Source organism: Williamsia sp. D3, assembly GCF_000506245.1.
Lineage (GTDB): Bacteria > Actinomycetota > Actinomycetes > Mycobacteriales > Mycobacteriaceae > Williamsia > Williamsia muralis.
In genome coordinates this window covers 215,944-242,420 of record NZ_AYTE01000047.1, presented here as the reverse complement: position 1 = coordinate 242,420, position 26,477 = coordinate 215,944, and the positions used below count along the sequence as shown (strand labels likewise).

Genomic DNA, 26,477 nt, shown 5'->3' with positions numbered 1-26,477 from the left:
GACGATGAGTGAGATCGAGAACCGGGTAGGCACGGCGCAGGTCGGCGACATCACGATCGCTTACGAGGACATGGGTGACCCGAACGATCCGGCCGTACTGCTGATCATGGGTCTCAGCGCGCAGTTGACGTTCTGGCAGACCGCTTTCTGTGAGTCCATCGCCGCCAGGGGTTATCGGGTGATCCGCTTCGACAACCGGGACATCGGCCTCTCGACGCATCTCGACGGCGTACGCGTCGGCGGTTCGATGCTCACCAGGATGGCCCGCCACCAACTCGGTCTTCCCAGCGATGTCCCCTACACCCTCGTGGACATGGCGCAGGACGCCGTGGGCCTGCTCGACACCCTCGAGATCGAGCAGGCGCACGTGGTCGGCGGATCGATGGGCGGCATGATCGCCCAGGTCCTCGCGGGCCGACACCCCGAGCGGGTGCTCTCGCTGGCGATCTTCTTCTCCAGCACCAACGAAGCCTTCCTGCCACCTCCGGATCCGCGCAAACTGTGGGCGCTGCTGTCCGGACCCGGAAAAGGCGCCACCCGCGAGGCCTACATCGAGAACGCAGCCAAGGCGATCCGGGCCATCGGCAGCCCGAAGTACGAACTCAGCTGGGACGAGGCCCTGCGACGGTCGACCGCAGCGTACGACCGCGCGCACGACCCCGCCGGTGTGGTGCGTCAGACCTGCGCGGTGATGGGAACCGGAAGCCTGAAGAAGTACACCACCGCGATCACGGCACCGACCGTGGTGATCCACGGTAAGGCCGACGGTTTGATGCGCCCGTCAGGCGGCAAGGCCATCGCGCGGGCGATCAAGGGTTCCAAGCTCGTGTTGATCGACGGCATGGGCCATGATCTGCCCGAACCGCTCTGGCCTCAGTTCATCTCCGAGTTGGTGGCCAACTTCAGCCGGTCCACGAACTCCAACGCCGCACAGTGACGGCGATCACCGGACCGTCGAGCGAAACAGTCTGATACTGCGGGTATTTGGCACGCAGCATCCTCAATGCGTCATGCACTTCGGGGCCGCTTTCGTGAACGCGGGCACACCCGTCGGCCCGCACCCACCACAGTCGGCTCCAGTCATCCTCGTAGTGATCCACCACCAGGCTGACGTCCGGGCATTCGGCGATGTTCGCCAGGCGCCGCAAGGGTCTGCCGGACTTCGGCTTGCCGTCGACCGCGGTATAGATCACCTCGCCGGCCACGGCGAACACCACCGGGACCACATGGGGTCGGTGGTCGGCGGACACCGTGCCCAGTCGGGCGACGGGTGCACTGGCAAACAACTGTTTCGGGTCGGAGACGGCCACGACTCAGCCTAGATCGCGGAGCGGGGACGGGGACGGCGATGCGCACTGAGCTGTCGGCAGAGCCTGTACAGACCTTGTAAAGTGATCCCCCAGGAGTGCCGGGAAGTCTGGTCGGCCACGTGCAACGCGTAAGACATCTGCGTGCCGTGTCATGTCATCACCGACAGATGTGAGGTATCCCGTTGTCTGACAACCAAGCTCCTGAGCCCACCGACCCGACACCGCCAGGTTCGGCCGGGTCACCCTCGCGGGGACCCACCCTCCCCATGTTCGCCCGGGGATCGTGGTCGGAGGTATCACGGGTCTCGTCGATTCTCCGAAAAGAGACCGTCGGAGGGGCCTTGCTACTGGTCGCCACGGTGATAGCGCTGGTGTGGGCGAACTCCCCGTGGTCCGATGCCTACACGTCGCTGGGTGAGACGACCGTCGGGTCGGACGCGCTGGGGCTGCATCTCGACCTCAGTCTGGCAACCTGGGCGGCCGACGGGCTGCTCGCCATCTTCTTCTTCGTCGTGGGCCTCGAACTCAAGCGCGAGTTCGTCGCCGGCGATCTCCGCAATCCTGCGCGTGCCGCGCTCCCGATCGCCGCGGCCGTCGGCGGGATGGTGGTGCCCGCAGCGATCTTCGTGGCCATCACCCTGCCGGCCGGTGACGGCGCCGTCGAAGGGTGGGCCATCCCCACGGCCACCGACATCGCCTTCGCTGTCGCGGTGCTGGCCGTCATCTCCACCCATCTGCCTTCCGCGCTACGCACGTTCCTGTTGACCCTCGCCGTCGTCGACGACCTACTCGCGATCACCGTCATCGCGGTGTTCTACACCGAGGACGTCAACGTGGGAGCGCTTGCGCTCGCGGTGCTGCCGCTCGCCTTGTTCGCGGTCTGCGTTCAGCGACGCATCCGGTCCTGGTGGGTCCTCCTCCCACTCGCCGCGTTGACGTGGGCGTTTGTACACGAATCGGGCATCCACGCAACCGTGGCCGGCGTGCTCCTCGGGTTCACCGTTCCGGTGATCCGCAGCAAGGCAGCCGGAGGCCCCGACGCAGGCCCCGGCCTCGCCGAACACTTCGAGCACCGGATCAGGCCCATCTCCGCCGGCTTCGCGGTCCCGGTGTTCGCGTTCTTCGCCGCGGGCGTCGCCATCGGCGGTCTGTCCGGGTTCACCGACGCCCTGCGAGATCCGATCGCACTGGGCATCATCGCCGGACTTGTCCTGGGTAAGCCGCTGGGGATCTTCGGCACCACCCGACTGCTGTCGGCCTTCACCCGCGCGAGCCTCGACACGGCGATTCGCTGGATCGATGTCCTCGGCATCGCGATGCTGGCCGGTATCGGATTCACCGTGTCCCTGCTCATCGGCGACCTGGCCTACGGCATCGGCTCCGAACGCGACGAACACGTGAAGATCGGCGTGCTCACCGGGTCACTGCTGGCCGCTGTACTCGCGGCCGTCCTGCTGCGCATCCGCAATCGGCACTACCGGGCCATCTGTGCCGAAGAAAGCGTCGATGACAACCACGACGGCATCCCGGACGTCTATCAGACGCCACAGTCCCGTTGACCGAGCAGTGAGATGAGCCGGTCAGGCCCGGTGATGGCCTCGACACATCGGCGATAAGCTGTCACCCACCATGGCTTCTGCATCGAAACCGCCGTTTTACATCACCACGGCCATCGCTTACCCCAACGGGGCACCACACATCGGGCACGCGTACGAGTACATCGCCGCGGACGCCATCGCCCGATTCAAACGACTCGACGGCTACGACGTGCTGTTCGTCACCGGCACCGACGAGCACGGACAGAAGATGCAGCAGACCGCCGAGAAGGAAGGCATCGAGACCCGGGCCCTCGCCGATCGGAACTCCGCAGCGTTCCGCACCTTGCAGGAGACCCTCGGTAGCAGCTTCGACCGGTTCATCCGGACCACCGACGCCGACCACCATGTCGCGTCGCAGGCCATCTGGGAACGAATGGTCGCGGGCGGCGACATCTACCTCGACAAATACTCGGGCTGGTACTCGATCCGGGACGAGGCGTTCTACTCCGAGTCGGACACCACCGTGAACGAAGACGGTACGAGGGTCTCGACCGAAACCCAGACGCCGGTGGAGTGGACCGAAGAAGAGGCGTACTTCTTCCGGCTGTCCGCCTACCAGGACAAACTGCTGGACCTCTACGAGCAGCACCCGGAGTTCATCGGCCCGGGAACCCGCCGCAACGAGGTGTCGAGCTTTGTCCGCGGCGGACTGCGCGATCTGTCGGTGTCGCGCACCACCTTCGACTGGGGCGTGCAGGTCCCCGGCCACGACGACCACGTCATGTACGTCTGGGTCGACGCGCTGACCAACTACATCACCGCTGCGGGCTACCCCGACACCGACTCGGAGCGATGGAAGAAGTTCTGGCCCGCCGATCTGCACATCATCGGCAAGGACATCATCCGATTCCACTGTGTGTACTGGCCCGCTTTTCTGATGAGCGCAGGCATTGAGCTACCCAAACGGGTGTACGCCCATGGATTCCTGCTCAACAGCGGCGAGAAGATGAGCAAATCGATCGGAAACGTCGTCGACCCGTACGTACTGGTGAACGAGTTCGGTCTCGACCCCATCCGCTTCTTCTGCCTGCGCGAGGTGCCGTTCGGGCAGGACGGGTCCTACAGTCACGAGGCCATCGTCGCGCGGGTCAATGCGGACCTCGCCAACGAACTGGGCAATCTCGCGCAGCGGACACTGTCCATGGTCGGCAAGTACTTCGACGGTGTCCTGCCGGCACCCGCCGCCCTCACCGACGCCGACACCACGTTGCTGGACAAGGCCGACGGCCTGCTGGCTCGCGTGCGCACGGAAATGGATCAGCAAGCCATCCACACCGCACTCGAGGTGATCTGGGAGGTGCTGGGCGACACCAACAAGTACATCTCCGTCGAACAGCCGTGGAAGCTCGCGAAGACCGACCTCGAACGCACCGGCACCGTGCTGTACGTCTGCGCGGAGGTCGTTCGGATCACCACGCTGCTGGCGCAGCCGGCCATGCCGGAATCAACCGGCACGCTCCTCGATCTCCTTGCCGTGAAGCAGGATTCGCGCACTTTCGAGTCCATCGGAGAGCGGCTGACCGCCGGAACGGCGCTTCCGAAACCGACGCCCGTCTTCCCCCGGTACGAACTCCCCAAGAGCTGACGAGATCAGGGCGCGGACTGGTGTTGCGAAGCGTTGAACTCGGTCCGGGTTCGGCGTCTGATGTGGTGCGCGCCCTGGACTTTCACACCCGACGGCTCGGGATACCCGGTCCGGCGGCGCTGATCGGCGATTGGCTCGACTCCGATGCCGTCATCGCTCCGTCGATCGACCTTCGGGCCGGAGTCCCGATACCCGATGACCCGCAAGGGTTCTGGTTCGGCTACCAGGGTTTCCCTGATCGCGTCAGCGAGAACCCGTTGCCTCCCGCTGCCGGCGGTGAGACCGACAATGTGCTCGAACTCGACCGGACGGGCAGCTGGTGGTGGACGTCGCTGAACGGTCAGGAGTGTCCGGACTGGGTACGCGCCAGTCTCGGCGAGCATCACAGCCGCACATGGTCGGTCACCTGGCAGCCGCCCGCGCAGCGACCACACGTGGAGGCCATTGCGCAGTGCCTCGAGGCCATCCGTGCCGGCGAGGTCTATCAAGCCTGTATCTGCACCCGTTTCGCCGGCCGGTTCGCAGGTTCGGCGGCCAACTACTTCGCCGACGGCGTGCACTTCACCCGCCCTCGCAAAGCAGCTCTGCTGCATGGCGATTGGGGATCTGTCGTCTCGTTCTCGCCCGAGACCTTTCTTCATCGACGAGGATCGGTGGTGACCTCGAGCCCCATCAAGGGCACCCTGCCCATCGACCTCGACCCACAGCTGTTGCTCGACTCCGCCAAGGATGTCGCAGAGAACATCATGATCGTCGATCTCGTGCGCAACGACCTGGGCAGAGTGGCGCTCACCGGCACCGTCGCAGTGACCGAGTTGCTCGACGTGCATCCCGCGCCCGGCGTGTGGCATCTGGTGTCCACGGTGCAGGCAACGGTGCCGCCATCGGTGTCAAATTCGGAACTGATCGACGCCACGTTTCCACCCGCCTCGGTGACGGGTACGCCGAAAGCCCGTGCTCGCGAATTGCTTTCGGAATGGGAGCAGAACTCCCGCGGGTTGTACTGCGGGGCAGTCGGAGTGGTCTCCCCCATCTCCGGACTCGACCTGAACGTGGCGATCCGCACCGTGGAGATCGCCCCGGATGGCGCGGCGTTCCTGGGCGTCGGCGGGGGGATCACCATCGACTCCGACCCCGACGGCGAATGGCAGGAGTGCCTGGACAAAGCCGCGGCCATCCTCGGTATCCAGCCCGCCTGACGCGCCTTCCGGTGCACGGCGCACCGGTTCGTCGTTCCGTTGCGCGAGACCGCGACCCGTGCGCCAGTGCGCCAGTGCCGGAATCAGCTCTCGCGGCTCGCGAGCACCGCCTCGTACAGTTCGCGGCGCGAGGCACCTGTCTTCGCCGCGAACTGGGCACAGGCATCTTTGAGGCGCACTCCCCCGGCGACAACCTCCTCGACGCGCGCCACAAGCGCTTCGATGTCCGGTTCGCCCGCGACCGCGCCGTCGAGAACCACGGTGATCTCGCCGCGCACACCCTGGGCCGCCCACTCCGCGAGCTCGCCGAGCGACCCACGGCGCACCTCTTCGTACGTCTTGGTCAGCTCGCGGCACACCGCGGCGCGCCGGTCGGGCCCCAGCACTGCCACCGCATCGAGCAGACAGTCCGCGAGCCGGTGTGGTGCCTCGAAGAAGACAACCGTGCGCGCCTCGTCGATGTACTCGGTGAACCACGATCGACGTTGCCCTGACTTGCGGGGAGCGAAGCCGTCGAAGCAAAAGCGCTCCACCGGCAGACCCGACACGGCCAGCGCGGTGGTCACCGCGGACGGTCCTGGCAGGCACGTGACGGGTAGATCCGCCTCGATACACGCGACCACCAGCCGATAGCCCGGGTCGGAGACCGACGGCATGCCGGCATCGGTGATCACCAGGACGGTGGCGCCCGACCGAACCTCGTCCACCAGGGCCGGGGTTCGCTTCACCTCGACCTGGTCGTAATAGCTCACCACCCGGCCGCCGATGGTCACGCCCAGCCCCGCAGCCAGCGCCTTCGCGCGGCGGGTGTCTTCCGCGGCCACCACGTCGGCAGCGGCCAGTGCCTCCCGGAGTCGGGGGGACGCGTCGTCGATGCGTCCCATCGGGGTCGCGGCGAGTACGAGTTGGCCTTGTGGCTGCGGAGAGTTCATCACCGCACAGCCTACGATTGGCAAGGTGACGTTCGCCCCGCCGCTCGAGAACTCCGTTCCGGAGCCTCGGACAACGCTCGACGGTCCCTTCCCGGGTGGCAATCCTCGGACGAATTACCCGGCGTCCACGCCGAGGACCTGGGCACCAGCCCCGGCGCGGCGCGTAAGGTCCCCGCGCCTGTCTTCGGCCCCACCGATCGTCGGCGCGGCTGGATCGTCGCTCTGATGATCACCGCGATCGGCGCGATCACTCGTTTCGCGAACCTGGGCAGCCCTACCGACAAGGGCACACCCGTCTTCGACGAGAAGCACTACGTGCCGCAGGCCTGGCAGGTGCTCACCGGCGACAACTGGCTCGAGGACAACCCGGCCTACGGTCTAGTTGTCCACCCGCCCGTCGGCAAGTGGATGATCGCCATCGGCGAGTGGCTGTTCGGCTACGACGCCTGGGGATGGCGATTCATGTCGGCGGTGTGCGGCACGCTGATGATCCTCATCGTCGTGCGACTGGTCCGTCGACTGACCCGCTCCACGCTTGTCGGTGCGATCGCCGGGGTGCTGATGATCGTCGACGGGGTCACCTTCGTGGCCTCGCGGACGGGCTTGCTCGACATCTTCCAGATCTTCTTCATCCTGGCTGCGCTCGCCGCGATCGTCTGCGACCGCGACCAGATGCGGGCCCGGATGCACAAGGTCTACTCCGAGGGCCGGATCCACGACTCGCCATACGGACCGCGGCTGGGTTTCCGGTGGTGGCGTTTTGCTGCTGCCATCGCCTTGGGCCTTGCCTGCGGCACCAAGTGGTCGGGCATCTACTTCGTCATCTTCTTCATCGTGCTCTCGCTCGGTTTCGACGTGGCGGCACGCAAGGCCTATCTGGTGCAGCGGCCGTGGCGGGGTGTGCTGCTCCGCGATGTCATCCCCACCGGTTTCTCCCTCGGCGTCACCCCCGTGCTGATCTACCTGGCGACGTTCGCTCCGTGGTTCAGTTCCGAGACAGCGGTTTACCGGTACGAGGTGGGCAGGCAGATCGGCACCGGTGGGCCCTTCGCGTGGGTTCCCGATGCCTGGCGTTCACTCTGGTACTACGAGTCGGGCGTGCTCTCGTTTCACGCCAATCTCACCAACTCCGCAGGCAACCACCACCCGTGGGAATCAAAGCCGTGGACATGGCCCATGGGCCTGCGCCCGATGCTGTACTACATCGAGTACGGCCCGGAGAAGTGCGGCGAGTCCGAGTGCGTCAAGGCCATGATGTTCATCGGCACCCCGATCATGTGGTGGCTGGCGTTACCGATGCTCGCATGGGCACTGTGGCGCATGTTCATCCGGCGTGACTGGCGCTACGCGGTGGTACTGGTGGGCTACGGCGCCGCTTACCTGCCCTGGTTCACCAATCTCGACCGCCAGATGTACTTCTTCTACGCCACCGCGATGGCGCCGTTCCTCATCATGGGTCTGGCCCTCTGCGTCGGGGACGTGCTGGCCGCGAGCCGCCGCGCCAAGAAGTACGCGTACGAGAAGCGGCTGGTCGGCGCGGTCGCGGTCAGCATCTATCTGGGTCTTGCCGTGGCCAACTTCATGTGGATGTGGCCGATCCTCACCGGCGAACCCATCTCCCGCGAGATGTGGAACATGCAGATGTGGTTGCCCAGCTGGACATGATGGAACCTGCAATGGCTACGCGTTGCTACTGCCCCCGGACGCAAACGGGCCCCCTCGAGAGGGGGCCCGTTCACATCCGAATCGAGATGATCACTTCAGTTCTTCGGGAGACTTCCGCAACTGGTCAGGTGTGATCGCCGGAAACTGATCCGAAGGCAGCACGTCGTTGGCCTCGTCGTCGCCGGCCAGGATGTTCGCGTGCGTCCGCAACGTTTGGTCGACCTGGGTGTCGTAGTTGCGCTGGGCAACGATGAGCGGATCGCGGCGCAGGTCCATGTACAGAGACACGCACATGAAAATCATCACGATGACAAACGGCAGCGCGGCGATGATGGCCATCGTCTTGATGCCGTTGAGCGCGTCGTCGCCACTGGCCCACAACAGCAGTGCGGCAACAGCTCCGGTCAATACGCCCCAGAAGATGGTGACGCCCTTGCTCGGTTCGTGCGCCCCCCGTTCGGACAAGGTTCCCATCACCAACGAGGCCGCGTCCGCACCGGACACGAAGAAGATCGCGACGAGCACCATCACGAGCACCGATGCGATGCCGGTCAGTGGCAGGTTGCCGAGCATGTCGAAGAGCTGACTCTCCGCGGAACTGGCGTCGGCCAGCCCCTTGCCGTCCTGCTGTTGTCGTATCGCCGTCCCACCGAAGATGGCGAACCACAGCAGCGACACGATCGTCGGGACCAGCAGCACGCCGATCACGAACTGGCGGATGGTGCGGCCACGGCTGATCTTGGCCAGGAACATGCCGACGAAGGGCGTCCAGGACACCCACCACGCCCAGTAGAAGATGGTCCAGCCGGCGAGCCAGGTCTCACCCTCGCTGTCGACGGTGGCACCTGATCGAGCCGAGAACGAGGTGATGTCGTTGAGGTAGGTGCCGATGCTGGTGGGCAGCACGTTCAGGATGAAGACCGTGGGCCCGACGACGAAGATGAACAGCGCCAACACGATCGCCAAGACCATGTTGGTGTTGGACAGCCACTGGATGCCCTTCGCGACGCCCGACACCGCGGATGCGACGAATGCTGCGGTCAGCACCGCGATGATGGCCACCAGCAACAACTTCGACGGGTCGTTGATCCAGCCGACCTCCACAAAGCCCGAACCGATCTGCGCGGCACCGAGTCCCAGGGAGGCGACCGTACCGAACAGGGTCGCGAAGATCGCGAGGATGTCGATGACCTTGCCGCCCCAGCCGTTGGCACGGTGGCCGAGGATGGGAGCGAAGACTGCACTGACCAATTGTCCTCGGCCACACCGGTAGGTGCTGTAGGCGATGGCCAGGCCGACCACCGCGTACATCGCCCACGGGTGGAAACCCCAGTGGAACATCGTGGTTGCCATGGCGATACCCACGTCGTTCTGCGACGTTCCGGGAGGTGCGGTCACGAAGTGGGTGAGGGGCTCGTTCGCTCCGTAGAACATCAGGCCGATACCCATGCCGGCGCTGAACATCATCGCGACCCAGCTGACGGTGTTGTACTCGGGTTTCTCCCCGTCGCGGCCAAGCGGGATCTTGCCGTATTTGCTGACCGCCAGGAAGATGGCGAACAGTACGAAGAAGGTGGCCGACAGGATGAACACCCAACCGAGGTTGTCGGTGATCCAGGCCAGCAGGTCCTGCGTCCTGGTGTTCAGGCTCTCTTTGTCGACCAGACCCCAGATGACAAACGCGATCACTGCAGCAGCGGTGACCCCGAAGACAACTAGGTCGATCCGCGGTTTTGGACCCCGAACATCCGGAGTCGGAACCGCATCGGTGGTTTCAGTGGTCAATGCCATGAACCTAACTAGAACAGGATTCACCTCGATTGTTCAACTTTCACAACCGATTTGCTACCTGGTCGTAACCACCGGGTTCACCCTGCGCAACCGACCTAAATGGCCCCTAGCTGCGCAATGCCTGCTTGAGCAGCGCCTCGATCTGTGTGTCGTCGACACGTAATTGTCTCAGGGCGGCAACATGCTCCACGGTCAACTGCGCGGCCCGCTGCACCGAGGAATCGGCGTGCGCCTTCACAAAAAGACCCCTGTCGCCCTCTGGTCTCGATGACGTCCTCGGCCTCGAGTTCACGGTATGACCGGGCGACGGTGTTGGGGGCCAGATCGAGCTCTTCGGCCAATGCGCGCACGGTGGGAATCCGGCTGCCGGCGAGCAGCCTGCCCGAATTGACCAGTTCGATGATGCCCCGGCGCACCTGCTCGTAGGGTGCGACGTCGGATTCCGGATCGATGGACAGTTCGATCATCCCGGCACCGCGCCTGTGTGTCACAGCGGATCCCTCGACACCGGGCACGACATGCACCGCGGACCGCCGCGTCCCGAGCCGAGTTCACTGCCCGCGATGGTGAGTACCTCCACGCCCGAATCCTCGAGTCTGCGATTGGTCTCCACGTTCCGGTCGTACGCAACGACAACACCCGGGGCGAGGGCCAGGGTGTTGTTACCGTCGTCCCACTGTTCACGCTCGGCGGTCACCGCATCCAGACCGGTGTCGATCACCCGTAACTTCTCGATTCCCATGGCGTCGGCCGCCGCCTCGACGAACGGGTCGGGACCCGTCACCGAGACCGAGCCGCCTGTCATCGCGATCGTGAACGCCGACAGGGAATCCTGGATCACCGGGTACATCACCACCGCGTCGGTGTCGACCATGGTGCAGACCGTGTCCAGATGCATCGACGCGCGGCGCTGCTCGATCGGGACGGCAAGCACCGTGTGCGCCAGACCATCCTCGAACAGGCTGCGCGCCAACGCTTCCGCACCTGCTGGAGTGGTGCGCTCACCGACCCCGACGGCGACCACCCCGGGAGCGAGCAGCAGTACGTCACCACCTTCGACCGGCGCGGTGTGCGATTCGTAGGCACGCCGGACGCCGAGGAACCGGGGATGGTGGGCGTAGATCAGGTCGGTCAGCGACGTCTCGCGGACACGGGCCGGCAAGGCGAGTGAGGTGATGGCAAAACGGTCACCGATCCAGAACGAGCTGTCGCGGGTGAACAGCAGATTCGGCAGCGGGTCGATGGCGAACTCGGTCCCGTGGTGCATCCGCCAGACCAGCGATGACCGGGCCGAGGCCGCCGACTCGGGCATCTCGTCGAAGGTCATCCCCGCCATCAGGACGCCCGCCAGGTCGGTCGGCGACAACTTGCGCAACTCGGTGGCGAGGTCATGGGCCAGATGGTGACCCAGGCGGCGGGGGCTGACCGCAGCGGCGATCCCCTGCATCCTGGCGGCGCCGCTGTTCGCGATCGTCTCGGTGAGCAGGTCACCGAGCAGCAGTACCTCGACGCCACGCCCACGCAAGACCTCGGCGAAGGCGTCGTGTTCTTCCTGCGCGCGGTCCACCCACGGCAAGCCGTCGAACAAGAGTTGGTCACTGTTGCGCGGGGTCAGTCGCCGCAATTCGTCGCCAGGGCGATGCAGCATGACGGCGCGGAGTCGGCCCACCTCGGAATTGGCACCCAGTGCTGGTCCTTCACCCGACTCGGGGTGCTCGGGACCGGACTCCTCAGACATGCCGTCAACGTTAGTTCGGTCGCGGCTCTTTCGCCGGTATCTGTACACCGGTGCGCGCGGGCGCGGTCTCCCGGGCAAAGCCCCAGACGATCAACGCGGCGAAGGCGATCGCCCCGGTCATGGCGAACGCCGGCCCGAAACCCCAGGTTTGGGCGATGGCCCCGGCGATGACCGGCCCACTGATGGATCCCAGATCGGTGGTCATCTGGAAGGTCGCCAACGCAGGCCCGCCCTGGCCCCTGCCTGCCAGCACGTCCGCGAGCGCGGCCTGATGGGTGGGCGCGAAGAGGCCGGAGCCGACGCCCGCGACAAAAGTGAGTCCGCCCACGATCCAGATGTTCCCGCTGTAGCCGAGCACCACGGTGGCCCCGCCCATCAGAGCCAGGCCCGGCAACATGATCGGCCGGCGACCCCATGAATCCGACAGCCTCCCGGCCACCATGATCGCGAGTACGTTGCCCGCCGAGTAGATGGCCAGCACCACACCGGACATCGCCGCCGATTCACCCAGCTCGTCGACGATGAGCAGGGGCACCAACGCCACCCGCACACCCATCGACGCCCACCCCTGCGTGAAACTGGACGCGAGAATCGCCCGGTAGGCCGAGTCGCGCAACGCTTCTCGCAACGGCATCGCCGCCTGGGCGGCCGCACCCGGCTGCGGTCGGCCGCCGACGCCGCGCAGCTGGGTGGCCACCACTGCAGAGGCGACGAGCAGCGCGATGGCGTAGACGACAAACGGCATCCGCAGCCCGAAGCCGATCAGCGCGCTCCCCACGAGAGGGCCGGTGATGTTGCCGACGAGGAATCCGGCACTGAAGTAGCCGGACACACGTCCGCGGATGTCGGGTGGCGCCAGCCGGATCATCAGTGCGGTCGCCGACACCGAGAACATGGTCGAGCCGATACCGCCGAGACCGCGGAAGACGAGTAGTTGCCAGTAGGTCTGCGCGAATGCACACGCGAGGGTGGACGCTGCGACGATCAGCAGGCCCGCCAGGTAGATCCGCCGCTCCCCCAGCACCCGCACCAACCGGCCGCTCACCGGGGCGAAGGCCAGACGCATGAATGCGAACGCCGAGATGATGATCGACGCAGCGGTGATGCCAACGTTGAAGCTGCGGGCGAATGTCGGCAGCGCCGGCGCGATGAGTCCGAAACCCAGAGCGATGACGAAGTTCGAGCTGAGCAGTACCCAGATCTCGCGGGGTATCTGCTTCACACCGCCCAAGTTACCGCCGACGCCTGACCGGACCCCAACCGCGCCCCGGCGAACGAGCCGGGCCCCGTTCTGCGCCGGCAGTCGGCCGAAAGGTCTACGATCTGATCACACGCGTAACCACAATGCCACAGCCCTGGAGCCACACCACGATGCACAAGAACCCAACCCGCACGGCCGATCTCATGACCACACTCGGCTCCACCATGGGCGTGGCGAACGTCATCATGCAGCTGTCGTTGCCAGGGGTCGGCTACGGGGTGCTCGAGAGCCGGGTGGACAGCGGCAGCACCTTCAAGCACCCGTTCAAACGAGCGCGCACGACCGGGCAGTACCTCGCGGTGGCCATCCAGGGCACCGACGACGATGCCGACTACGTCCGCACGGCGATCCAGGCGATCCATTCTCAGGTCACCTCCACACCGCAGAGCCCGGTCGGCTACAGCGCGAACAACCCCAACCTGCAGCTGTGGGTGGCCGCCTGCCTCTTCCGCTACTTCGTCGACCAGTACGAGTTCATGTACGGCAGGCTCAGCGACGAATCCGCCGACGCGATCTACGCCGATGCCGCCAGGCTCGGCACCACACTCAACGTGCGACCCGACATGTGGCCCGCCGACCGAGCCGCCTTCGAGGCCTACTGGGCCGAACAGATGCAGAAGATCTCCATCGACCCGCCGGTGCGGGAGATGCTTGCGTCACTGGCCGACCTCAGCTTTCTGCCGGGGCCCCTCGGACGGGCCGGAGTGGTGATGCAGCGGGCCCTCGGTCAACGCACCTTGTTCATGACCAAGGGCGCCCTGCCGCCCGAGTTCCGCGATGCGATGGGCTTCACCTGGACAGCGGACGACGACCGCCGCTACCGCAACGCCATCGCCATGCACCGCCGCTTCGACCGGGTCAATCCCGGCATGCTCAAGGGTTACAACCAACTGATGCTGGCGGGACTGCGCACGCGCCGGAAACTGGGCATCCGTGTCTTCTGACCGGTTGTCCCGAACGGAGCCGCGAGCCGGTGGTCGGGGGCTAGGCTCGGCACGCATGCTGCCCCTCACCACGCACGGCGTGTGCAACCTCTGCGAAGCCATCTGCGGCCTGCAGGTCACCGTCGAGGACAACCGTGTCACCGACATCCGCGGCGACCGTGACGATCCACTGTCGCGCGGGCACATCTGCCCCAAGGCGACAGCACTGACCGATCTGCACGCCGATCCCGACAGGCTCCGCACCCCGGTCCGCAAGACCGCCGACGGCGGGTGGGAGCCGATCAGCTGGAAAGAAGCGACAACGCTGGTGGCCGAACGCATCTCGGCAACACAACGTGACCACGGCCGCGATGCGGTGGGCCTCTACCTCGGCAATCCGAGTGTGCACAGCCTGGGATTCGCGACCCACGGCCTGTCTTTCCTCGGTGCCTTGGGTTCGAAGAACATGTTCTCTGCGACATCGGCCGACCAGCTGCCCATCCAGCTGGTGGCGCACCTGATGTACGGACATCAGCTCCAGATCCCCATTCCCGACCTCGACAACACCGATCATTTCTTGGTCTTCGGCGCAAACCCGGTGGTGTCCAACGGCTCGATGATGACCGCGCCCGACTTCCGGAACCGCATGCGCGACCTGCGCCGTCGCGGCGGTCGGCTGGTGGTGATCGACCCTCGCCGCACCGAGACCGCCGCGATCGCCGACGAGCACCACTTCGTCCGGCCCGGCACCGATGCGGCGCTGCTGCTGGCGATCCTGCATGTGCTGGTGCATGAGCGGGGCGTGGACAACGCACGCGTCGAACATCTCCCGCTGTCGGGCATGGATGGCGTGCGCGATGCGTGCGCCACCACCACACCGGAGTGGGCCGGACCGATCACCGGGATCGATCCTGGCGAGATCCGTCGCATCGCCGGTGATTTTGCCGAGGCAGATCGTGCCGTGGCGTACGGCCGGATGGGTGTGTCGACCCAGCAGTTCGGCACCGTGTGCCAGTGGGCGATCCAGGCGATCAACGCTGTCACCGGCAACCTCGACCGCGTGGGCGGGTCTCTTTTGACCGATCCCGAGATCGACCTCGTGGCCCGGAAGCTGAGCGGTCGTGGGCATTTCGACAAGTGGCGCAGCCGCGTCCGAGACCTGCCCGAGTTCGGCGGCGAACTGCCGGTGGCCACCCTCGCCGACGAGATACTCACCCCTGGCACCGGGCAGATCAAGACGCTCATCACCCTCGCCGGCAATCCGGTGTCATCCACCCCCGGCGGAAGCCGCCTCGACCACGCCCTCGAGAACCTCGACTTCATGGTCTCGCTGGACTTCTACGTCAACGAGACCACGCGGCATGCCGACATCATCCTGCCGCCGACGATGATCCTCGAACGAGACCACTACGACCTGGTGTTCCATCAGCTCGCGGTCCGCAACACCGCCCGATTCTCACCCGCGGTGGTCAAGAAGACTGCTGGCGCCAAGCATGATTGGGAGATCTTCCGTGACCTGACCCTGGCGCTCGGGCGGGCACGCACCACCAAGCGAAGCCTGCGTGAGCGGCTTCGTGCCGTCCCCGCCTCGGCCACATCGTCGGCTCGAATCCATGCGACCCCGAAGATGTTGATCGCGTTGCTGCTGCGAACCGGGCCCGGTGATCTCACGATGCGCGATCTCCTGAAGTCGCCGTCGGGTCGTGACCTCGGGCCGTTGCGTCCCGGCCTCCGACGCAAACTGGTGGCGAAGTCCAAAACGGTGAACGTCGCTCCTTCGCTGATCGTGGACGATCTCGAGCGGGTCCACAGCCACCTCGTGGGTACACACGACGGCGAGCTCCTGTTGATCGGACGGCGGCATCTCCGATCGAACAACTCCTGGATGCACAATTCCGAGAGACTGTCCAAAGGCCAAGAGCGTCATCATCTTCTGATGCACCCCAAAGACCTGGCGCACAGCGGACTGTGTGCCGGCGACAAGGCTGTGCTGCGCTCACGCGCCGGCAGCACCACGGTCACGGTCGCCGAGACCGAGGACATCATGCCGGGTGTGGTCAGCCTGCCCCACGGCTTCGGTCAGAACCGCAGCGGCGTCCAACTGGCGGTGGCCGGTCTCATCGACGCACCGAGCGCCAACGACGTGACCGACCCGCAGTTGCTGGATGCGGTCTCGGGCAACGCCGTACTCAATGGCGTGCCCGTGACCGTATCCGCCGTCTGACGCGGCCCGGGCGTCAGCCCATGTGGACCGCGCCCTGCGCAGGCAGGTCGTGCTTCTTGACCCGGGCCAGGATCAGCACCACCGGTGTCACCAGGACCAGCAGACCCGCTGCCCACGCGAACGCGGACGTGTAACCCGACACCTCGGCGGCGAGGAACGCTGTCGCGTCGGATGTGGCCGGATTCGACGGCAGTGCATCTGTTTTGGCCGAGGTGTACACCGTGGTCAGAAGGGCGGTACCCAGTGCCGCGCCGACCTGCAGACCCGCGCTCGAGAGTGCACTGGCGGCGCCGGCGTCATGATCACGTACACCGATCAGGGCCACGTTCTGCACCGGTACCATCAGCAATCCCATACCGAATCCGAAGACGGCCAGGGCCGGAAATACACCGGTCCAGTACGAACTGTCCACGTCGACCTGGGCGAGCAACAGCAGACCCGCGGCGGCGACCACCGGGCCGATGGCCATCGGGACCTTGGGCCCCACCGCCACAGCCAGTTTCGCGGCGATGCCCGACGCGAGCACGATGAACGCCGTGATCGGCAGACAGGCGACACCGGCGATCATCGGGCTGAAACCCAGAACCGCTTGCAGGTAGATGGCCAGATACAGCGTGCTCCCGACGAGCGCGACGCCGGCGAGTGCGATACCGATGAGTGCCGAACCACGGTTGCGGTGCCACGGAACCGACAGGGGCAGCAGCGGATTGGCCGACCGGTGTTCCACCACCGCGAACAACGCGAGCACAACGAGTCCGCCGACGATGAACCCGATGGCGTCGGGTTCCAGCCAACCATGCTCGGCGCGGGTGAAACCGTAGACGAGGGAACCCAGTCCCACGGCGACCAGGATCGCCCCGGGCAGGTCATAACTGGTGTCGCCGTGCGCCTTGGTCTCCTTGACCACCGGAACGGCGGCGGCAATCGCGACCACCGCGATCGGTATGTTCACCAGCAGGCACCAGCGCCAGTCGACATACTGGGTCAGAGCGCCACCCAGGAGCAGTCCGATTGCCGCACCACCTCCGGAGATCGCACCGTAGACAGCAAATGCCTTGGCGCGCTCTTCATCCCGGGTGAATGTGGTGGTGAGGATCGCAAGCGCGGCCGGTGCGACCAGCGCCGCGAACACACCTTGACCGGCGCGGGCGATGAACAGTTCGATGCCGTTCTGTGCGATGCCACCGACGCCGGACATCACCGCGAAGCCGACCATGCCCACGACAAACGAGCGCTTGCGCCCCCAGTAGTCGGCGATGCGACCGCCGAGTAGGAGCAACGCTCCGAAAGCCAGCGCGTACGAGGTGACCACCCACGCGCGGTCGCCGTCGGTGATGCCCAGATCGGCCTGGGCGTCCGGCAAGGCGATCGAGACGATCGTGCTGTCGAGGACCACCATGAGCTGGGCCAGGGCCACGATCGCCAGCACCAGCCAGCGGCGTTGGTGATTGGGATTGGCGGGTCCGGGGTCGATCGCGGCGGAACCGGATTCGGGCACGTTTGTGCCCACAGGGGATGTGGTCATGAGAAGCGACGGTAATCCTGTTTCTCCCCAAAATCAAACGAACTAGTTCGACTGACTATGCTTGATCGATGGCCCCCACCGATGTGACGGCGACAAAGCAGCGAATTCTCGACGCCGCGCGAGACGAGTTCGCGGTCCACGGACTGGCCGGCGCCAGAATCGATCGCATCGCCTCGAATGCCAGCGCCAGCAAAGAGCGTCTCTACGCGTACTTCGGCGACAAAGTGGCCTTGTTCCACGCGATCCTCGACGCCGATTTCGATCGCTTCCTCGAAGCGGTCCCGTTCGACGCCGAGGATGTGCCCGCCTATGTGGTGGCCCTTTTCGACGACCTCGTCGCCAGACCCCAGACCCAGCGATTGCTGTTGTGGGGCCAACTAGAGGGCCGCGCTCCGCGACTGCGTGAGCTCGCGACATCCGATCCGCGATGGCGCATCCGGATCGACGCCATCCGTGCCGCGCAACAAGCGGGGCAGATCGAGCCGCACTGGGATCCGGAAGAGGTGCTGACGATCATCTTCGGCCTCGTGTCGAGCTGGGTCACCACCCCGGGGTCAGACGGCCATGCCGATGTCTCCCCCGCTGTCGTCGATCACCGCAGATCGATCGTTCGCGAGTCCGCGCGCCGGATCTTCAGTCCGGCGCCGAGCTGATCAGCAACCCTCGATCTCGATGATCGGCGATCCCTCACGCCGAGCGAAGCGAGATGTCGCCAGGTTGCACAGCCCCTGAGTCCTGCACAGCCATCGATCGCCGCCGTCCCACTGTGCGGTGAATGCGCTGCGGCCGTGGATTGCTCGACTGTTGTCGAGGATGAAGAGTTCACCCGGATGCAGCACCACCTCACTGCGGTGGGCCATCCACACGTCCCGGACGGCCGCCAGCGCATTCCGATGTTCCGCACTGGCCGTCGACATCAGGTCCTCGTCGTACGTGAGCACCGGGTCGTCCCACGAACCACTCAGCACCGGGATGGGACCACGCACCTCGTCAGGGACGCCACCATCGATGAACGAGCTGTCGACGCGCGTGAGATAGACCGGATCGCGCAGTAGTCGCGAGGTCTCCGCGGGCAGTCTGCGCTGCAACTCTCGCGCGGAGAGCAGGTACGTCGAGGCGTTGGGGTCGCCGCGCAGGCAGCCCAACGCGATGAAGTCCGGGCGGGTGCGCAGGTTGTGACACTGCTCGGTGTGGCTCTCGAGGTCCACGGCACTCCCGGTGGACGTCTGCCGGCGCAGATGGCGACGCACCGGGACAAGCGTCTGGACCAGTTCTCCGCGACATTCCGGCCGGTAACCCACGAGATGCACGATGCTCGACAGCAGCAGGGCCGACTGCCTGGCCATCAGCGTGTGGCGTGTGTTCGCACCCACCGCGTTGTCGGGAGTCGGCGGAATCGGGCCGACCTCGAGCCCGCTGAGCAACAGCCCCCCGTCGCCGTCGACGAGGAAGTCGAACAGCAACTCCCTCAGTTCGGCCGGCAGCAGCGCCGTCGCGAGACGGCTCTGGCGTGCGAACGCGTGGGGGTCCTCCAGGGAGTCGGCGGTGATGTTCTGGGCAATCAACTCGACGACCTCGCGACTTCCGGCGACCGACTTGCGCCGGACGGTCGGCCACGGGATTCGAGGTGTCCAATCGGCGTGCGTTTGTGCACTCATCATGAGTCCGCCCTCCGGTCCATGCTCGTTGCGGTAACAACAGCGTAGTGCGCAACACCGCTGCGCACACCGCAACAAGGGACTGCGAGCCGTCCGAGCCGAACGCGCCCGGCGACGCCGGGGGCCGGCAGCCGTTAGTCGGTCGCCTCGAGTTTGCGTTCGCAGGAGTCGGTGATCAGCCGGTTGTTGCCCAACCCCTGTTGCGCATAGGCGTCTCCGGGATTGAGCAACATGCACGCCTTCATCGACAAGCAGCCGCACCCCACGCACGAGTCCATCAGGTCTCTCATACGTTGCAGCAGAGCAATTCGCTCGTCGAGGTCGTCGACCCATCGTTGTGACGCGCGGTGCCACATCGACTTGGTCGGCGACTCGTGCTCCCCGAGAGCTTCGAGTACCGAGCCGATGGTGGCGAGCGGAATGCCTGCCGCCTGCGATGCGCGGATGAACGCGACCCTGCGCAACATCGCCCGGTGGTAGCGGCGCTGATTACCTGTCGTGCGCCTGCTGAATATCAATCCGCGATCCTCGTAGTATCGAACCGCCGATGGCGCGACCCCTGCTCGGATGGCCAGCTCCCCGACCGTCATCTCCAATTTCTTCGGTGGCATGACCACATCGTAGCTTGACTTCAAGTTCACTTGAACTTGAATAGTCGTTTTCCATGACGCACACACAGCCAAAGTTCGTTCTCATCATCGGATCGGTACGCACGGGCCGGATCGGCCTCAAGGTCGCGGAGTGGTTCCTACAGCACATGCGTTCTCGTGACGCCGATTTCGAGGTGGTGGACCTCGCCCACCCCAGCGACACCCGGACGAGCGCCGTCTTGGCATCCGCCGACGGCTTCGTCGTGGTCACCCCCGAGTACAACCACTCCTACCCCGGCGAGCTCAAGATCCTCATCGATGCCCACCGCGAGGAGTGGAAGAAGAAGCCCGTCACTTTCGTGTCCTACGGCGGGATGTCGGGCGGTCTTCGTGCCGTGGAACATCTTCGCGCCGTGTTCGCCGAACTCTATTCGGTCGGCACCCGCAACGGCGTGGTGATCCATGCGCCGTGGGACCACCTGGTCGACGGAACGCTCGAACTCGACGATGCCGCCGTCACCTCCGCCGGGGCGGCGATGGACGAATTGACCTGGTGGGCCGAGTTGTTGAAATCGGCACGCGTGGCGGATCAAGGGGCGGCGTGATCATGGATGCTCGAGCAAAGAAGGTGGCAGCGATTCTCGCGCTGGGCACCCTGATGGTGATGCTGGACGTCACGGTGACCGTTGTCGCGATCCCCGGGCTCGCCGAATCCTTCGACACAAATCTCGCGACCGTGCAATGGGTGACCACCGCCTACGCTCTCGCACTTGTCGCCGTTATGCCGACAGCGGCATGGATGATCGGACGATTCGGTGCCGCACGCATGTACATCTGTGCACTGACCATCTTCGTGGCAGGATCGGCCCTGGCAGGTCTGGCCTAAAATGTGGAGAGCCTCATCGCCTTTCGGGCGGTTCAGGGATTCGGCGGAGGTTTCCTGCAACCGGTCGGCATGACGATAGCTCTTCAGCTCGTCGATGAACGGCACCGAGGGAAGATGATGGGCTGGCTCGGCCTCCCGTTGCTCATCGGGCCGGTCCTCGGCCCCACTGCGGGTGGGTTCCTCGTCGACAGCGTGGGCTGGCGATCGCTGTTCCTGATCAACGTTCCGATCGGGATCGCGGCAATCATCCTGGCCATCAAGGTGTTCCCGCGAACAAAGGGAACAGAGATACGCCCCCTCGACTGGGCGGGCCTGCTGATGCTGGCACCCGGTGGCGCACTGCTCGTGTTCGGCCTGGCCAAGGCCGGCGACCACGGGGACCCTCTCACGCTCGCTGTCATCGCCCCTGCCGGGGCCGGGGCACTGCTGCTGGCGCTTTTCGCGCGGAGAACACTGAACACCGAACGTCCCTTGCTCGACCTCCGGTTGCTTCGCGAGCGGTCGTTGTCGACGGGCGCGCTGACCATGCTGCTGGTGGCCGGGGCGTATTTCGGTTCGATGATGATTCTGCCCATCTACGTCCAGGCAGTTCGGGGAGACACCGCGACCACTGCCGGCCTACTGATGATCGGCCAGGCACTCACCACGGGCGTGGTGGTGCAGATCGCCACCCGTCTGGTCGATCGTGTGGACCCGCGAATGGTGGTGTGGTTCGGGATCTCGGCCACGGTGGTCGCAATGTCGTTGATGACAACGATCCTCGACGACAACACCTCGTACGTCGTGGTCGCCCTGATCGGCGTAGTGATGGGTATCGGCATCGGCTCCACGTTGATGCCCGTGATGACTGCCGCCCTACGTGGCGTCTCGGCCGAGCACATGCCCTCAGGTACAACGATATTGACGACCGGCAACCATTTCGCCGCAGCGATCGGCGCGGCGGCGGCCGCGACAGTGCTCACGGCTCACCTCAACAACCGGGTGCCCCTGCTCGACGACGGCGGTATGGCCGCGGCGCTCGGGCTCTCGGGAGCCGAACGATCGGACACAGGGCCGGCACTCGCCGACGCCGTAGCCGACACCTACCTGCTGACATTGGGCCTGCTCGTCGCGGCACTTGTGACGTCGTTCCTTCTCCCGCGGACAGCAGTCCCGCTCAGAACGGCCGAGCCCGCCGAACGAACCGAACTCGCCGCGGAAACGGGCTGAACACCGCTAGGCGACGACACGCCTCACACGACCGCGCTCGGGCCACGGCCAATCGAACTGCAGTTCGCCGCCGACGCCGAGCTGCCGCCAGCGGCGGGCCAGGCCATCAGCTTCGGTGAGGCAGTCATCGATTTGGCGCGCGGTGGCGCCGGCGATTTCGATCCGATCATCCAGCCGCGGTGGCACCAGATGTCCGTCATGACGCTGGTGCCACCGCACATGAATGACAAAAGCCAGCGACTCCGAACGCTGAACACCGTGTCCTGCGGTCACGTTCCTTTTCGAACTTCGCTTCGCCCATCGTTTGTCACGCTGGGCATCGAGGGGCACGAAGGTGTGCGCGTCGCCGCCTGCTGCCAATTGTCCGAAGATGCCGTCCTGGATCCGCCAATGACGTTCCACCAGAAGGTGGATGAGGTCATGGGGCAGATGGTCGTCGTAGCCGGGGGCCGGCTTCATCACTACATCGTCGGCGTGTTGACGACGCGCTTCCACGGCGTATTGCCGCTGACCTGTTCTACGGAAGATGACCTGCACAGCTGCATACGTTAGGCCCAGATCACCACATCTGCCACGGGTTTTCGCCACCGCGCGGCAAAGGGACGATGAACCTCGGAGTCCGGCTGTCCGGGTGAGAGGACTACTTTGTTCGCGCCGGCTTGACCACGAGCACCGGGCACGTGGCCTTGTGCAACACGGCCTGACTGGTCGAACCGAGCAGCAGCCCGCGGAACCCGCCTCGGCCGCGGCTACCCACCACGAGCAACTGAGCGTCGGTGGCATGTTCGATCAGTTGGTTGGCCGGGCCGTCCGGCACCACGACGCGTTCGATCTCGACGTCCGGGTAATCGCTGCCGAATCCGGCGATGCGCTCGGCGACGACTTCGTGGGCTTCGTCCGCGAGCCGCTGCAGCTGGTCCGCATCGAGTCCGTACCCGTTCAGTGCGTCCGATGCCAGGTCTGTCCAGGTGTGCACCACCTTGAGCTTCGTCCCGAGCTGAGATGCCTGCTCGAAGGCGGACGACAGCGCGGCTTCGCTCAACTCCGAACCGTCGATTCCGACAACCACCGGGCCGGCGCCACCAGGGCCCGCGTAGACCACAACCGGGCTCGCCGCGTGAGCTGCGACGTCGACGCCGACCGATCCGAGGAACAGGCCACGAACGCCGCCGAGTCCGCGGCTGCCCACGACCACCAGAGCCGCGTCATGCGAGGCATCGATCAACACAGGGCTGGGCCGGCCTTCGACGACCTTTCCGGTCACGTCGACGGACGGCGCCGTCTCTCGCGCCTTCGCTGCTGCCGTGTGTACGTTTTCTTCGGCTTCTTTGCGAATGATGTCGATGACGTCCTGCGGGATCACCAATGCCGGCGCGTAGGCCGCGGCCTGTGTCTCGTAGGCGGCCAGGATCGTCAACGACTTTCCCTGCCGCTCGGCAGCTTGTGCCGCCCACACCGCTGCCTCGAGGGCAGACTCCGATCCATCGATTCCGACAACAACTGTCGAGCTCACCATTGAACCTCCTTTTTCGCGTTCCCCGACCATCCTTCTCTCCTTTTGTTCATCGTCAACGCGCGGCGCGCGTCTACTGCGACACATGCAGGTGAACTGCGCGGGCCGACAGGCGGGCCCCACAACCGCGATTGTGGCCGGGGTACCCGTACACTAGAGACGTCGGACACATTACGAACGCTGTTCGTGCTCGAACATCCACCGGCCGCCGTCTCTCCCACCTGGCCTGAGAAGGCATCGGAATGGGCCATGAGCCCAGGTGAGCGGCATGAAATGGCTAGCGGCTACGAAAGGCCGATCCATACCGCTGCGGTGTCGGGTAGCAGACCTGAAACCGATACACCGCTCGTTCACTCCCTAGACCGCAGCCGGATGCCCGGCTCGTCTCGCAGATCGTGTTCATGCTTCACCGCCGACGGCGACCGCTGGATCCACTCCCCTCGCCGCGGCCCCACAAAACTCGAGCGCCACACAATCGGCACTCACACCAGAAAGAAGACAAACATGCAGGATCGAGACCTTTTCTCGCACCGCGAACTGAGCCATTCTGATGAGTCGCACAAAGCAGCCCCGTCGGGTGACATCCCTCAACCGGTGTTCTCCGACCTCGTGATCGACCCGAAGGCCAAACGCCAAGAAGCGCAATCCACATTCGTATCGGACCGTGGCTGACCATGAGTAAACCGATGTCGGCGCCGATCCGCTTCACGCTCGCCCGCGAGCGCGGCGCCAACATCGATGGAGCCTGGTGGCCCGAGACCGCCCGCGTCGGCAACGAACTGCCGTTGTTGGTCAGTGCCCTCAATCCGCTGCTCGGAGTGGTTCGGGATGTGTCGGTGAACTGGTCGCGTTCCGACTCGTTCCCGGATCTCGATGCCGTCGACTACGACGGCATCAGGAACTCGCTGATCCCGGTCGCCCAACGAATCATCTGCCTGACCGGTCTCAAACGCACCGCGACGTTGTTGGTCATCCCTTACCGGACATCGTCCGCATTGGCCGTGGCAATTCTCGGCGAGTCCGCAGGCATCGCCTCTGCGGGCAACGCATCGGCCAAGGCGCGGGTTTCGGCCAGACGGATCGTCCGCGAGGCGACCAAGCAGATTCACGGCGCCCTGCCGATCGCCAAGACACCCGCGGCCAAACCGCGCGGAGGAGCGCGCTCAGAGGCCTGATCGGCTCCGACTGTGTCTCACCGCTTCCGCAGCACGAATCGCTGGACCTTTCCGCTCGGAGTCTTGGGCAGAGCATCGATGAAATGAACCTTGCGCGGATAGGCGTGGGCCGCGAACTTCCTCTTCACCAGTTGCTGCAGGTCTGCCTCGAGCTCCGGCGAGGGTTCGGCCGAATCATGCAGCACCACATACGCTTCGAGTACCTCGCCGCGCAATTCGTCGGACTTGCCGACCACTGCCGCCTCCATGACCGCGTCATGCATGACAAGCACACTCTCCACATCGAACGGCCCGATCCGGTAACCGGCCATGATGATCACGTCGTCGTCGCGCGAGGAGAAGAAGTAGAAGCCGTCACCGTCCACCGCCCCCGAGTCCCCGGTCAGGTACCACCGGCCGTCGCCGGTGTAGCGGCTCGCCGTCTTCTCCGGCGCGTTCACATAGCCGTTGAACCAGAGCAACTGACTGGATGAGGTGTCGATCGACACCCGCCCGAGCGTTCCGGCGGGGGCCACGTCATCCGAATCCTCTTGCAGCACCGCACATGACCAGCCCGGCAGTGCCCGTCCCATCGAGCCGGCCGGTACATCGGTGCGCAGCGAATCGTGCCAGGCATTGACGATGAACATGCCATGCTCGGTCTGCCCGTAGTGATCTCGCACCGCCACACCCAGAGCATCGCTGGACCAACCGACGACGTCCGGGGTCAGCGGCTCACCGGCCGACGACGCCCGGCGCAGCGTGATCTTCTCCGGCGGCGCATCCCCCGCTCGCAGTGCGCGGTAGACGGTCGGCGCCGCGGCGAAGTTGGTCACCTCGAACTCTCGGAGCACCTGCCACGTCAAGGCAGGCGAGAATCCCGCGTGCAGCAGCAGGCTTCGGGTGCCCGAGGCCATCGGCCCGAGAAGTGCGTAGTACAGCCCGTAGGCCCAGCCCGGGTCGGCGGCGTTCCAGAACACGTCCTCCGGCCGCACGTCCAGGCCGAACTCCTGGTAGGCGTGGAACGACGCCAGTGCACGCACCGGAACCGGGACGCCCTTCGGTGTGCCGGTGGTGCCGCTGGTGAACAGTTCGACCAGCAGGCCGTCGCCGCCGACCGTCACCGCGGCCGCACCCGGTTCGTCAGACGTGTGCGCGTCGATCAGTGCAGACAGTTTCAGTCGGTCGTCGGAGGTGTTACCGGCGGCGATCACCTGCCACGGCGCGTCGGCCGGTATGTCCTCGCCGGGCGCGAGCTTGGTCAGTTGGTCGAGGTCGGAGATGACGATCTTGGCACCGCTGGACTGCAGTCGGTACGCGATGGCGGGGGGAGCAAAGGCCGTGAACAGCGGGACGTACACCGCTCCGCGACGCCAGATGCCCAGTGCCGCAACGATGAGATCGGCGGATTTCCCCATGAGCGTCGCGACCCGGTCCCCCGGCTCCACCCCGAGGTCGGCAAGAGCCGCCGCGAATCTCGAGGACTGTTCCCGAAGGTGGCCATAGGTGAGGTCCACCGACGTCACGTTTCCGGCGCCTGCGGAGTCGATGACGGTGAACGCGATCGCATCACCCGGGTGCCGATCACACAGCAGGTCGGCAGCACACGCCTGCGGATTGTCGTACTGGGCCAGCAACTCGGCCACTCGGTCATCGATGGCATTCATCTGCGGAGTCCTCTTCTCGCTTGCTCGTTCCACACACGAGTAGGATCCA

The 26,477-nt window shown here is 65.4% G+C and carries 23 protein-coding genes and 1 pseudogene; 12 read left to right on the top strand and 12 right to left on the bottom strand.

The genetic code is table 11. The annotated features are described in order from the left end of the window. Positions 1-4 precede the first annotated feature (4 nt). Positions 5-937: an alpha/beta fold hydrolase gene (locus tag W823_RS54385; protein ID WP_023962883.1), complete on the top strand. Its 933-nt coding sequence runs from the start codon at positions 5-7 to the stop codon at positions 935-937. Here the strand turns inward: W823_RS54385 and W823_RS54380 are convergent. Then, complete coding sequence (locus W823_RS54380) at positions 903-1,310, bottom strand: TIGR03668 family PPOX class F420-dependent oxidoreductase (RefSeq protein WP_023962881.1); 408 nt, start codon at positions 1,308-1,310, stop codon at positions 903-905. The two genes, W823_RS54385 and W823_RS54380, sit on opposite strands and share 35 nt — an antisense overlap. Positions 1,311-1,576: 266 nt before the next feature. On the opposite strand from W823_RS54380, the gene nhaA reads away from it, so the two are divergent. From nhaA to W823_RS54365, 3 genes are all read left to right on the top strand, one after another. Next, positions 1,577-2,869, top strand: a complete 1,293-nt coding sequence (nhaA, locus tag W823_RS54375; RefSeq protein WP_023962879.1) for a Na+/H+ antiporter NhaA — start codon at positions 1,577-1,579, stop codon at positions 2,867-2,869. 70 nt (positions 2,870-2,939) lie between these two features. Further along, positions 2,940-4,493, top strand: coding sequence for a methionine--tRNA ligase (gene metG, locus W823_RS54370; RefSeq protein WP_023962877.1), 1,554 nt, complete (start codon positions 2,940-2,942; stop codon positions 4,491-4,493). 20 nt (positions 4,494-4,513) lie between these two features. Then, positions 4,514-5,692, top strand: a complete 1,179-nt coding sequence (locus tag W823_RS54365; protein ID WP_023962875.1) for an aminodeoxychorismate synthase component I — start codon at positions 4,514-4,516, stop codon at positions 5,690-5,692. A gap of 83 nt (positions 5,693-5,775) precedes the next feature. Here W823_RS54365 and rsmI read toward each other — a convergent pair whose 3' ends face one another. Then, the gene (gene rsmI / locus W823_RS54360) at positions 5,776-6,624 is read right to left on the bottom strand and encodes a 16S rRNA (cytidine(1402)-2'-O)-methyltransferase (RefSeq protein WP_023962873.1); all 849 of its coding nucleotides are present in this window, start codon (positions 6,622-6,624) and stop codon (positions 5,776-5,778) included. 138 nt (positions 6,625-6,762) lie between these two features. On the opposite strand from rsmI, the gene W823_RS54355 reads away from it, so the two are divergent. Further along, positions 6,763-8,289, top strand: a complete 1,527-nt coding sequence (locus W823_RS54355) for a dolichyl-phosphate-mannose--protein mannosyltransferase (protein WP_031333543.1) — start codon at positions 6,763-6,765, stop codon at positions 8,287-8,289. A gap of 90 nt (positions 8,290-8,379) precedes the next feature. Here W823_RS54355 and W823_RS54350 read toward each other — a convergent pair whose 3' ends face one another. From W823_RS54350 to W823_RS54335, 4 genes are all read right to left on the bottom strand, one after another. Beyond that, positions 8,380-10,080, bottom strand: coding sequence for a BCCT family transporter (locus tag W823_RS54350; protein WP_023962869.1), 1,701 nt, complete (start codon positions 10,078-10,080; stop codon positions 8,380-8,382). 95 nt (positions 10,081-10,175) lie between these two features. Further along, positions 10,176-10,571 carry a GntR family transcriptional regulator gene (locus tag W823_RS54345; protein WP_235189678.1) on the bottom strand — a complete coding sequence of 132 codons (396 nt, stop codon included), beginning with the start codon at positions 10,569-10,571 and terminating at the stop codon, positions 10,176-10,178. Further along, the gene (gene arcA, locus W823_RS54340; RefSeq protein ID WP_023962867.1) at positions 10,568-11,818 is read right to left on the bottom strand and encodes an arginine deiminase; all 1,251 of its coding nucleotides are present in this window, start codon (positions 11,816-11,818) and stop codon (positions 10,568-10,570) included. The genes W823_RS54345 and arcA overlap by 4 nt, the downstream gene beginning before the upstream one ends. A gap of 10 nt (positions 11,819-11,828) precedes the next feature. Continuing rightward, positions 11,829-13,040 carry an MFS transporter gene (locus W823_RS54335; protein ID WP_023962865.1) on the bottom strand — a complete coding sequence of 404 codons (1,212 nt, stop codon included), beginning with the start codon at positions 13,038-13,040 and terminating at the stop codon, positions 11,829-11,831. 149 nt (positions 13,041-13,189) lie between these two features. Here W823_RS54335 and W823_RS54330 point away from each other — a divergent pair, with 149 nt between their 5' ends. Together W823_RS54330 and W823_RS54325 are read left to right on the top strand one after the other, a co-directional pair. Further along, the gene (locus W823_RS54330) at positions 13,190-14,023 is read left to right on the top strand and encodes an oxygenase MpaB family protein (protein ID WP_031333538.1); all 834 of its coding nucleotides are present in this window, start codon (positions 13,190-13,192) and stop codon (positions 14,021-14,023) included. Between the two features lie 55 nt (positions 14,024-14,078). Beyond that, complete coding sequence (locus tag W823_RS54325) at positions 14,079-16,226, top strand: molybdopterin-dependent oxidoreductase (protein WP_023962861.1); 2,148 nt, start codon at positions 14,079-14,081, stop codon at positions 16,224-16,226. Between the two features lie 13 nt (positions 16,227-16,239). On the opposite strand, the gene W823_RS54320 is transcribed toward W823_RS54325, so the two are convergent. Next, positions 16,240-17,751, bottom strand: a complete 1,512-nt coding sequence (locus tag W823_RS54320; RefSeq protein ID WP_031333537.1) for an MFS transporter — start codon at positions 17,749-17,751, stop codon at positions 16,240-16,242. 68 nt (positions 17,752-17,819) lie between these two features. Here W823_RS54320 and W823_RS54315 point away from each other — a divergent pair, with 68 nt between their 5' ends. Continuing rightward, positions 17,820-18,404, top strand: a complete 585-nt coding sequence (locus tag W823_RS54315; RefSeq protein ID WP_023962857.1) for a TetR family transcriptional regulator — start codon at positions 17,820-17,822, stop codon at positions 18,402-18,404. Here W823_RS54315 and W823_RS54310 read toward each other — a convergent pair whose 3' ends face one another. Together W823_RS54310 and soxR are read right to left on the bottom strand one after the other, a co-directional pair. Continuing rightward, a complete protein-coding gene (locus W823_RS54310) occupies positions 18,405-19,409 on the bottom strand; it encodes a TauD/TfdA family dioxygenase (protein ID WP_081729953.1) in 1,005 nt (334 codons plus the stop codon). 134 nt (positions 19,410-19,543) lie between these two features. Beyond that, positions 19,544-20,020: a redox-sensitive transcriptional activator SoxR gene (gene soxR, locus W823_RS54305; protein ID WP_031333534.1), complete on the bottom strand. Its 477-nt coding sequence runs from the start codon at positions 20,018-20,020 to the stop codon at positions 19,544-19,546. A 53-nt stretch (positions 20,021-20,073) separates the two neighbouring features. On the opposite strand from soxR, the gene W823_RS54300 reads away from it, so the two are divergent. Together W823_RS54300 and W823_RS54295 are read left to right on the top strand one after the other, a co-directional pair. Further along, positions 20,074-20,604, top strand: a complete 531-nt coding sequence (locus tag W823_RS54300; protein WP_023962851.1) for an NADPH-dependent FMN reductase — start codon at positions 20,074-20,076, stop codon at positions 20,602-20,604. Positions 20,605-20,606: 2 nt separating this feature from the next. Continuing rightward, positions 20,607-22,094, top strand: a pseudogene (locus W823_RS54295) (DHA2 family efflux MFS transporter permease subunit). Between the two features lie 6 nt (positions 22,095-22,100). Here W823_RS54295 and W823_RS54290 read toward each other — a convergent pair. Further along, positions 22,101-22,553, bottom strand: a complete 453-nt coding sequence (locus W823_RS54290) for a hypothetical protein (protein WP_200866416.1) — start codon at positions 22,551-22,553, stop codon at positions 22,101-22,103. Positions 22,554-22,734: 181 nt separating this feature from the next. Further along, positions 22,735-23,610, bottom strand: coding sequence for a universal stress protein (locus tag W823_RS54285; RefSeq protein WP_031333533.1), 876 nt, complete (start codon positions 23,608-23,610; stop codon positions 22,735-22,737). Positions 23,611-24,111: 501 nt separating this feature from the next. Here W823_RS54285 and W823_RS58280 point away from each other — a divergent pair. Further along, complete coding sequence (locus tag W823_RS58280) at positions 24,112-24,279, top strand: hypothetical protein (protein ID WP_023962846.1); 168 nt, start codon at positions 24,112-24,114, stop codon at positions 24,277-24,279. 2 nt (positions 24,280-24,281) lie between these two features. Continuing rightward, positions 24,282-24,782: a DUF5994 family protein gene (locus tag W823_RS0130955; protein ID WP_051721550.1), complete on the top strand. Its 501-nt coding sequence runs from the start codon at positions 24,282-24,284 to the stop codon at positions 24,780-24,782. Between the two features lie 17 nt (positions 24,783-24,799). Here W823_RS0130955 and W823_RS54280 read toward each other — a convergent pair whose 3' ends face one another. Then, positions 24,800-26,428: an AMP-binding protein gene (locus W823_RS54280; protein ID WP_023962844.1), complete on the bottom strand. Its 1,629-nt coding sequence runs from the start codon at positions 26,426-26,428 to the stop codon at positions 24,800-24,802. Positions 26,429-26,477: the final 49 nt, after the last annotated feature.

Bases quoted from the DNA above. Each gene is read 5' to 3' on its own strand.
- W823_RS54320 (WP_031333537.1), bottom strand. From the start codon at position 17,751: ATGACCACATCCCCTGTGGGCACAAACGTGCCCGAATCCGGTTCCGCC.
- W823_RS54330 (WP_031333538.1), top strand. From the start codon at position 13,190: ATGCACAAGAACCCAACCCGCACGGCCGATCTCATGACCACACTCGGC.
- W823_RS54300 (WP_023962851.1), top strand. From the start codon at position 20,074: ATGACGCACACACAGCCAAAGTTCGTTCTCATCATCGGATCGGTACGC.
- nhaA (WP_023962879.1), top strand. From the start codon at position 1,577: ATGTTCGCCCGGGGATCGTGGTCGGAGGTATCACGGGTCTCGTCGATT.
- metG (WP_023962877.1), top strand. From the start codon at position 2,940: ATGGCTTCTGCATCGAAACCGCCGTTTTACATCACCACGGCCATCGCT.
- W823_RS54315 (WP_023962857.1), top strand. From the start codon at position 17,820: ATGGCCCCCACCGATGTGACGGCGACAAAGCAGCGAATTCTCGACGCC.
- W823_RS54325 (WP_023962861.1), top strand. From the start codon at position 14,079: ATGCTGCCCCTCACCACGCACGGCGTGTGCAACCTCTGCGAAGCCATC.
- W823_RS58280 (WP_023962846.1), top strand. From the start codon at position 24,112: ATGCAGGATCGAGACCTTTTCTCGCACCGCGAACTGAGCCATTCTGAT.
- rsmI (WP_023962873.1), bottom strand. From the start codon at position 6,624: ATGAACTCTCCGCAGCCACAAGGCCAACTCGTACTCGCCGCGACCCCG.
- W823_RS54310 (WP_081729953.1), bottom strand. From the start codon at position 19,409: ATGAGTGCACAAACGCACGCCGATTGGACACCTCGAATCCCGTGGCCG.
- W823_RS0130955 (WP_051721550.1), top strand. From the start codon at position 24,282: ATGAGTAAACCGATGTCGGCGCCGATCCGCTTCACGCTCGCCCGCGAG.
- arcA (WP_023962867.1), bottom strand. From the start codon at position 11,818: ATGTCTGAGGAGTCCGGTCCCGAGCACCCCGAGTCGGGTGAAGGACCA.
- W823_RS54285 (WP_031333533.1), bottom strand. From the start codon at position 23,610: ATGGTGAGCTCGACAGTTGTTGTCGGAATCGATGGATCGGAGTCTGCC.
- W823_RS54350 (WP_023962869.1), bottom strand. From the start codon at position 10,080: ATGGCATTGACCACTGAAACCACCGATGCGGTTCCGACTCCGGATGTT.
- soxR (WP_031333534.1), bottom strand. From the start codon at position 20,020: ATGCCACCGAAGAAATTGGAGATGACGGTCGGGGAGCTGGCCATCCGA.
- W823_RS54385 (WP_023962883.1), top strand. From the start codon at position 5: ATGAGTGAGATCGAGAACCGGGTAGGCACGGCGCAGGTCGGCGACATC.
- W823_RS54280 (WP_023962844.1), bottom strand. From the start codon at position 26,428: ATGAATGCCATCGATGACCGAGTGGCCGAGTTGCTGGCCCAGTACGAC.
- W823_RS54290 (WP_200866416.1), bottom strand. From the start codon at position 22,553: ATGAAGCCGGCCCCCGGCTACGACGACCATCTGCCCCATGACCTCATC.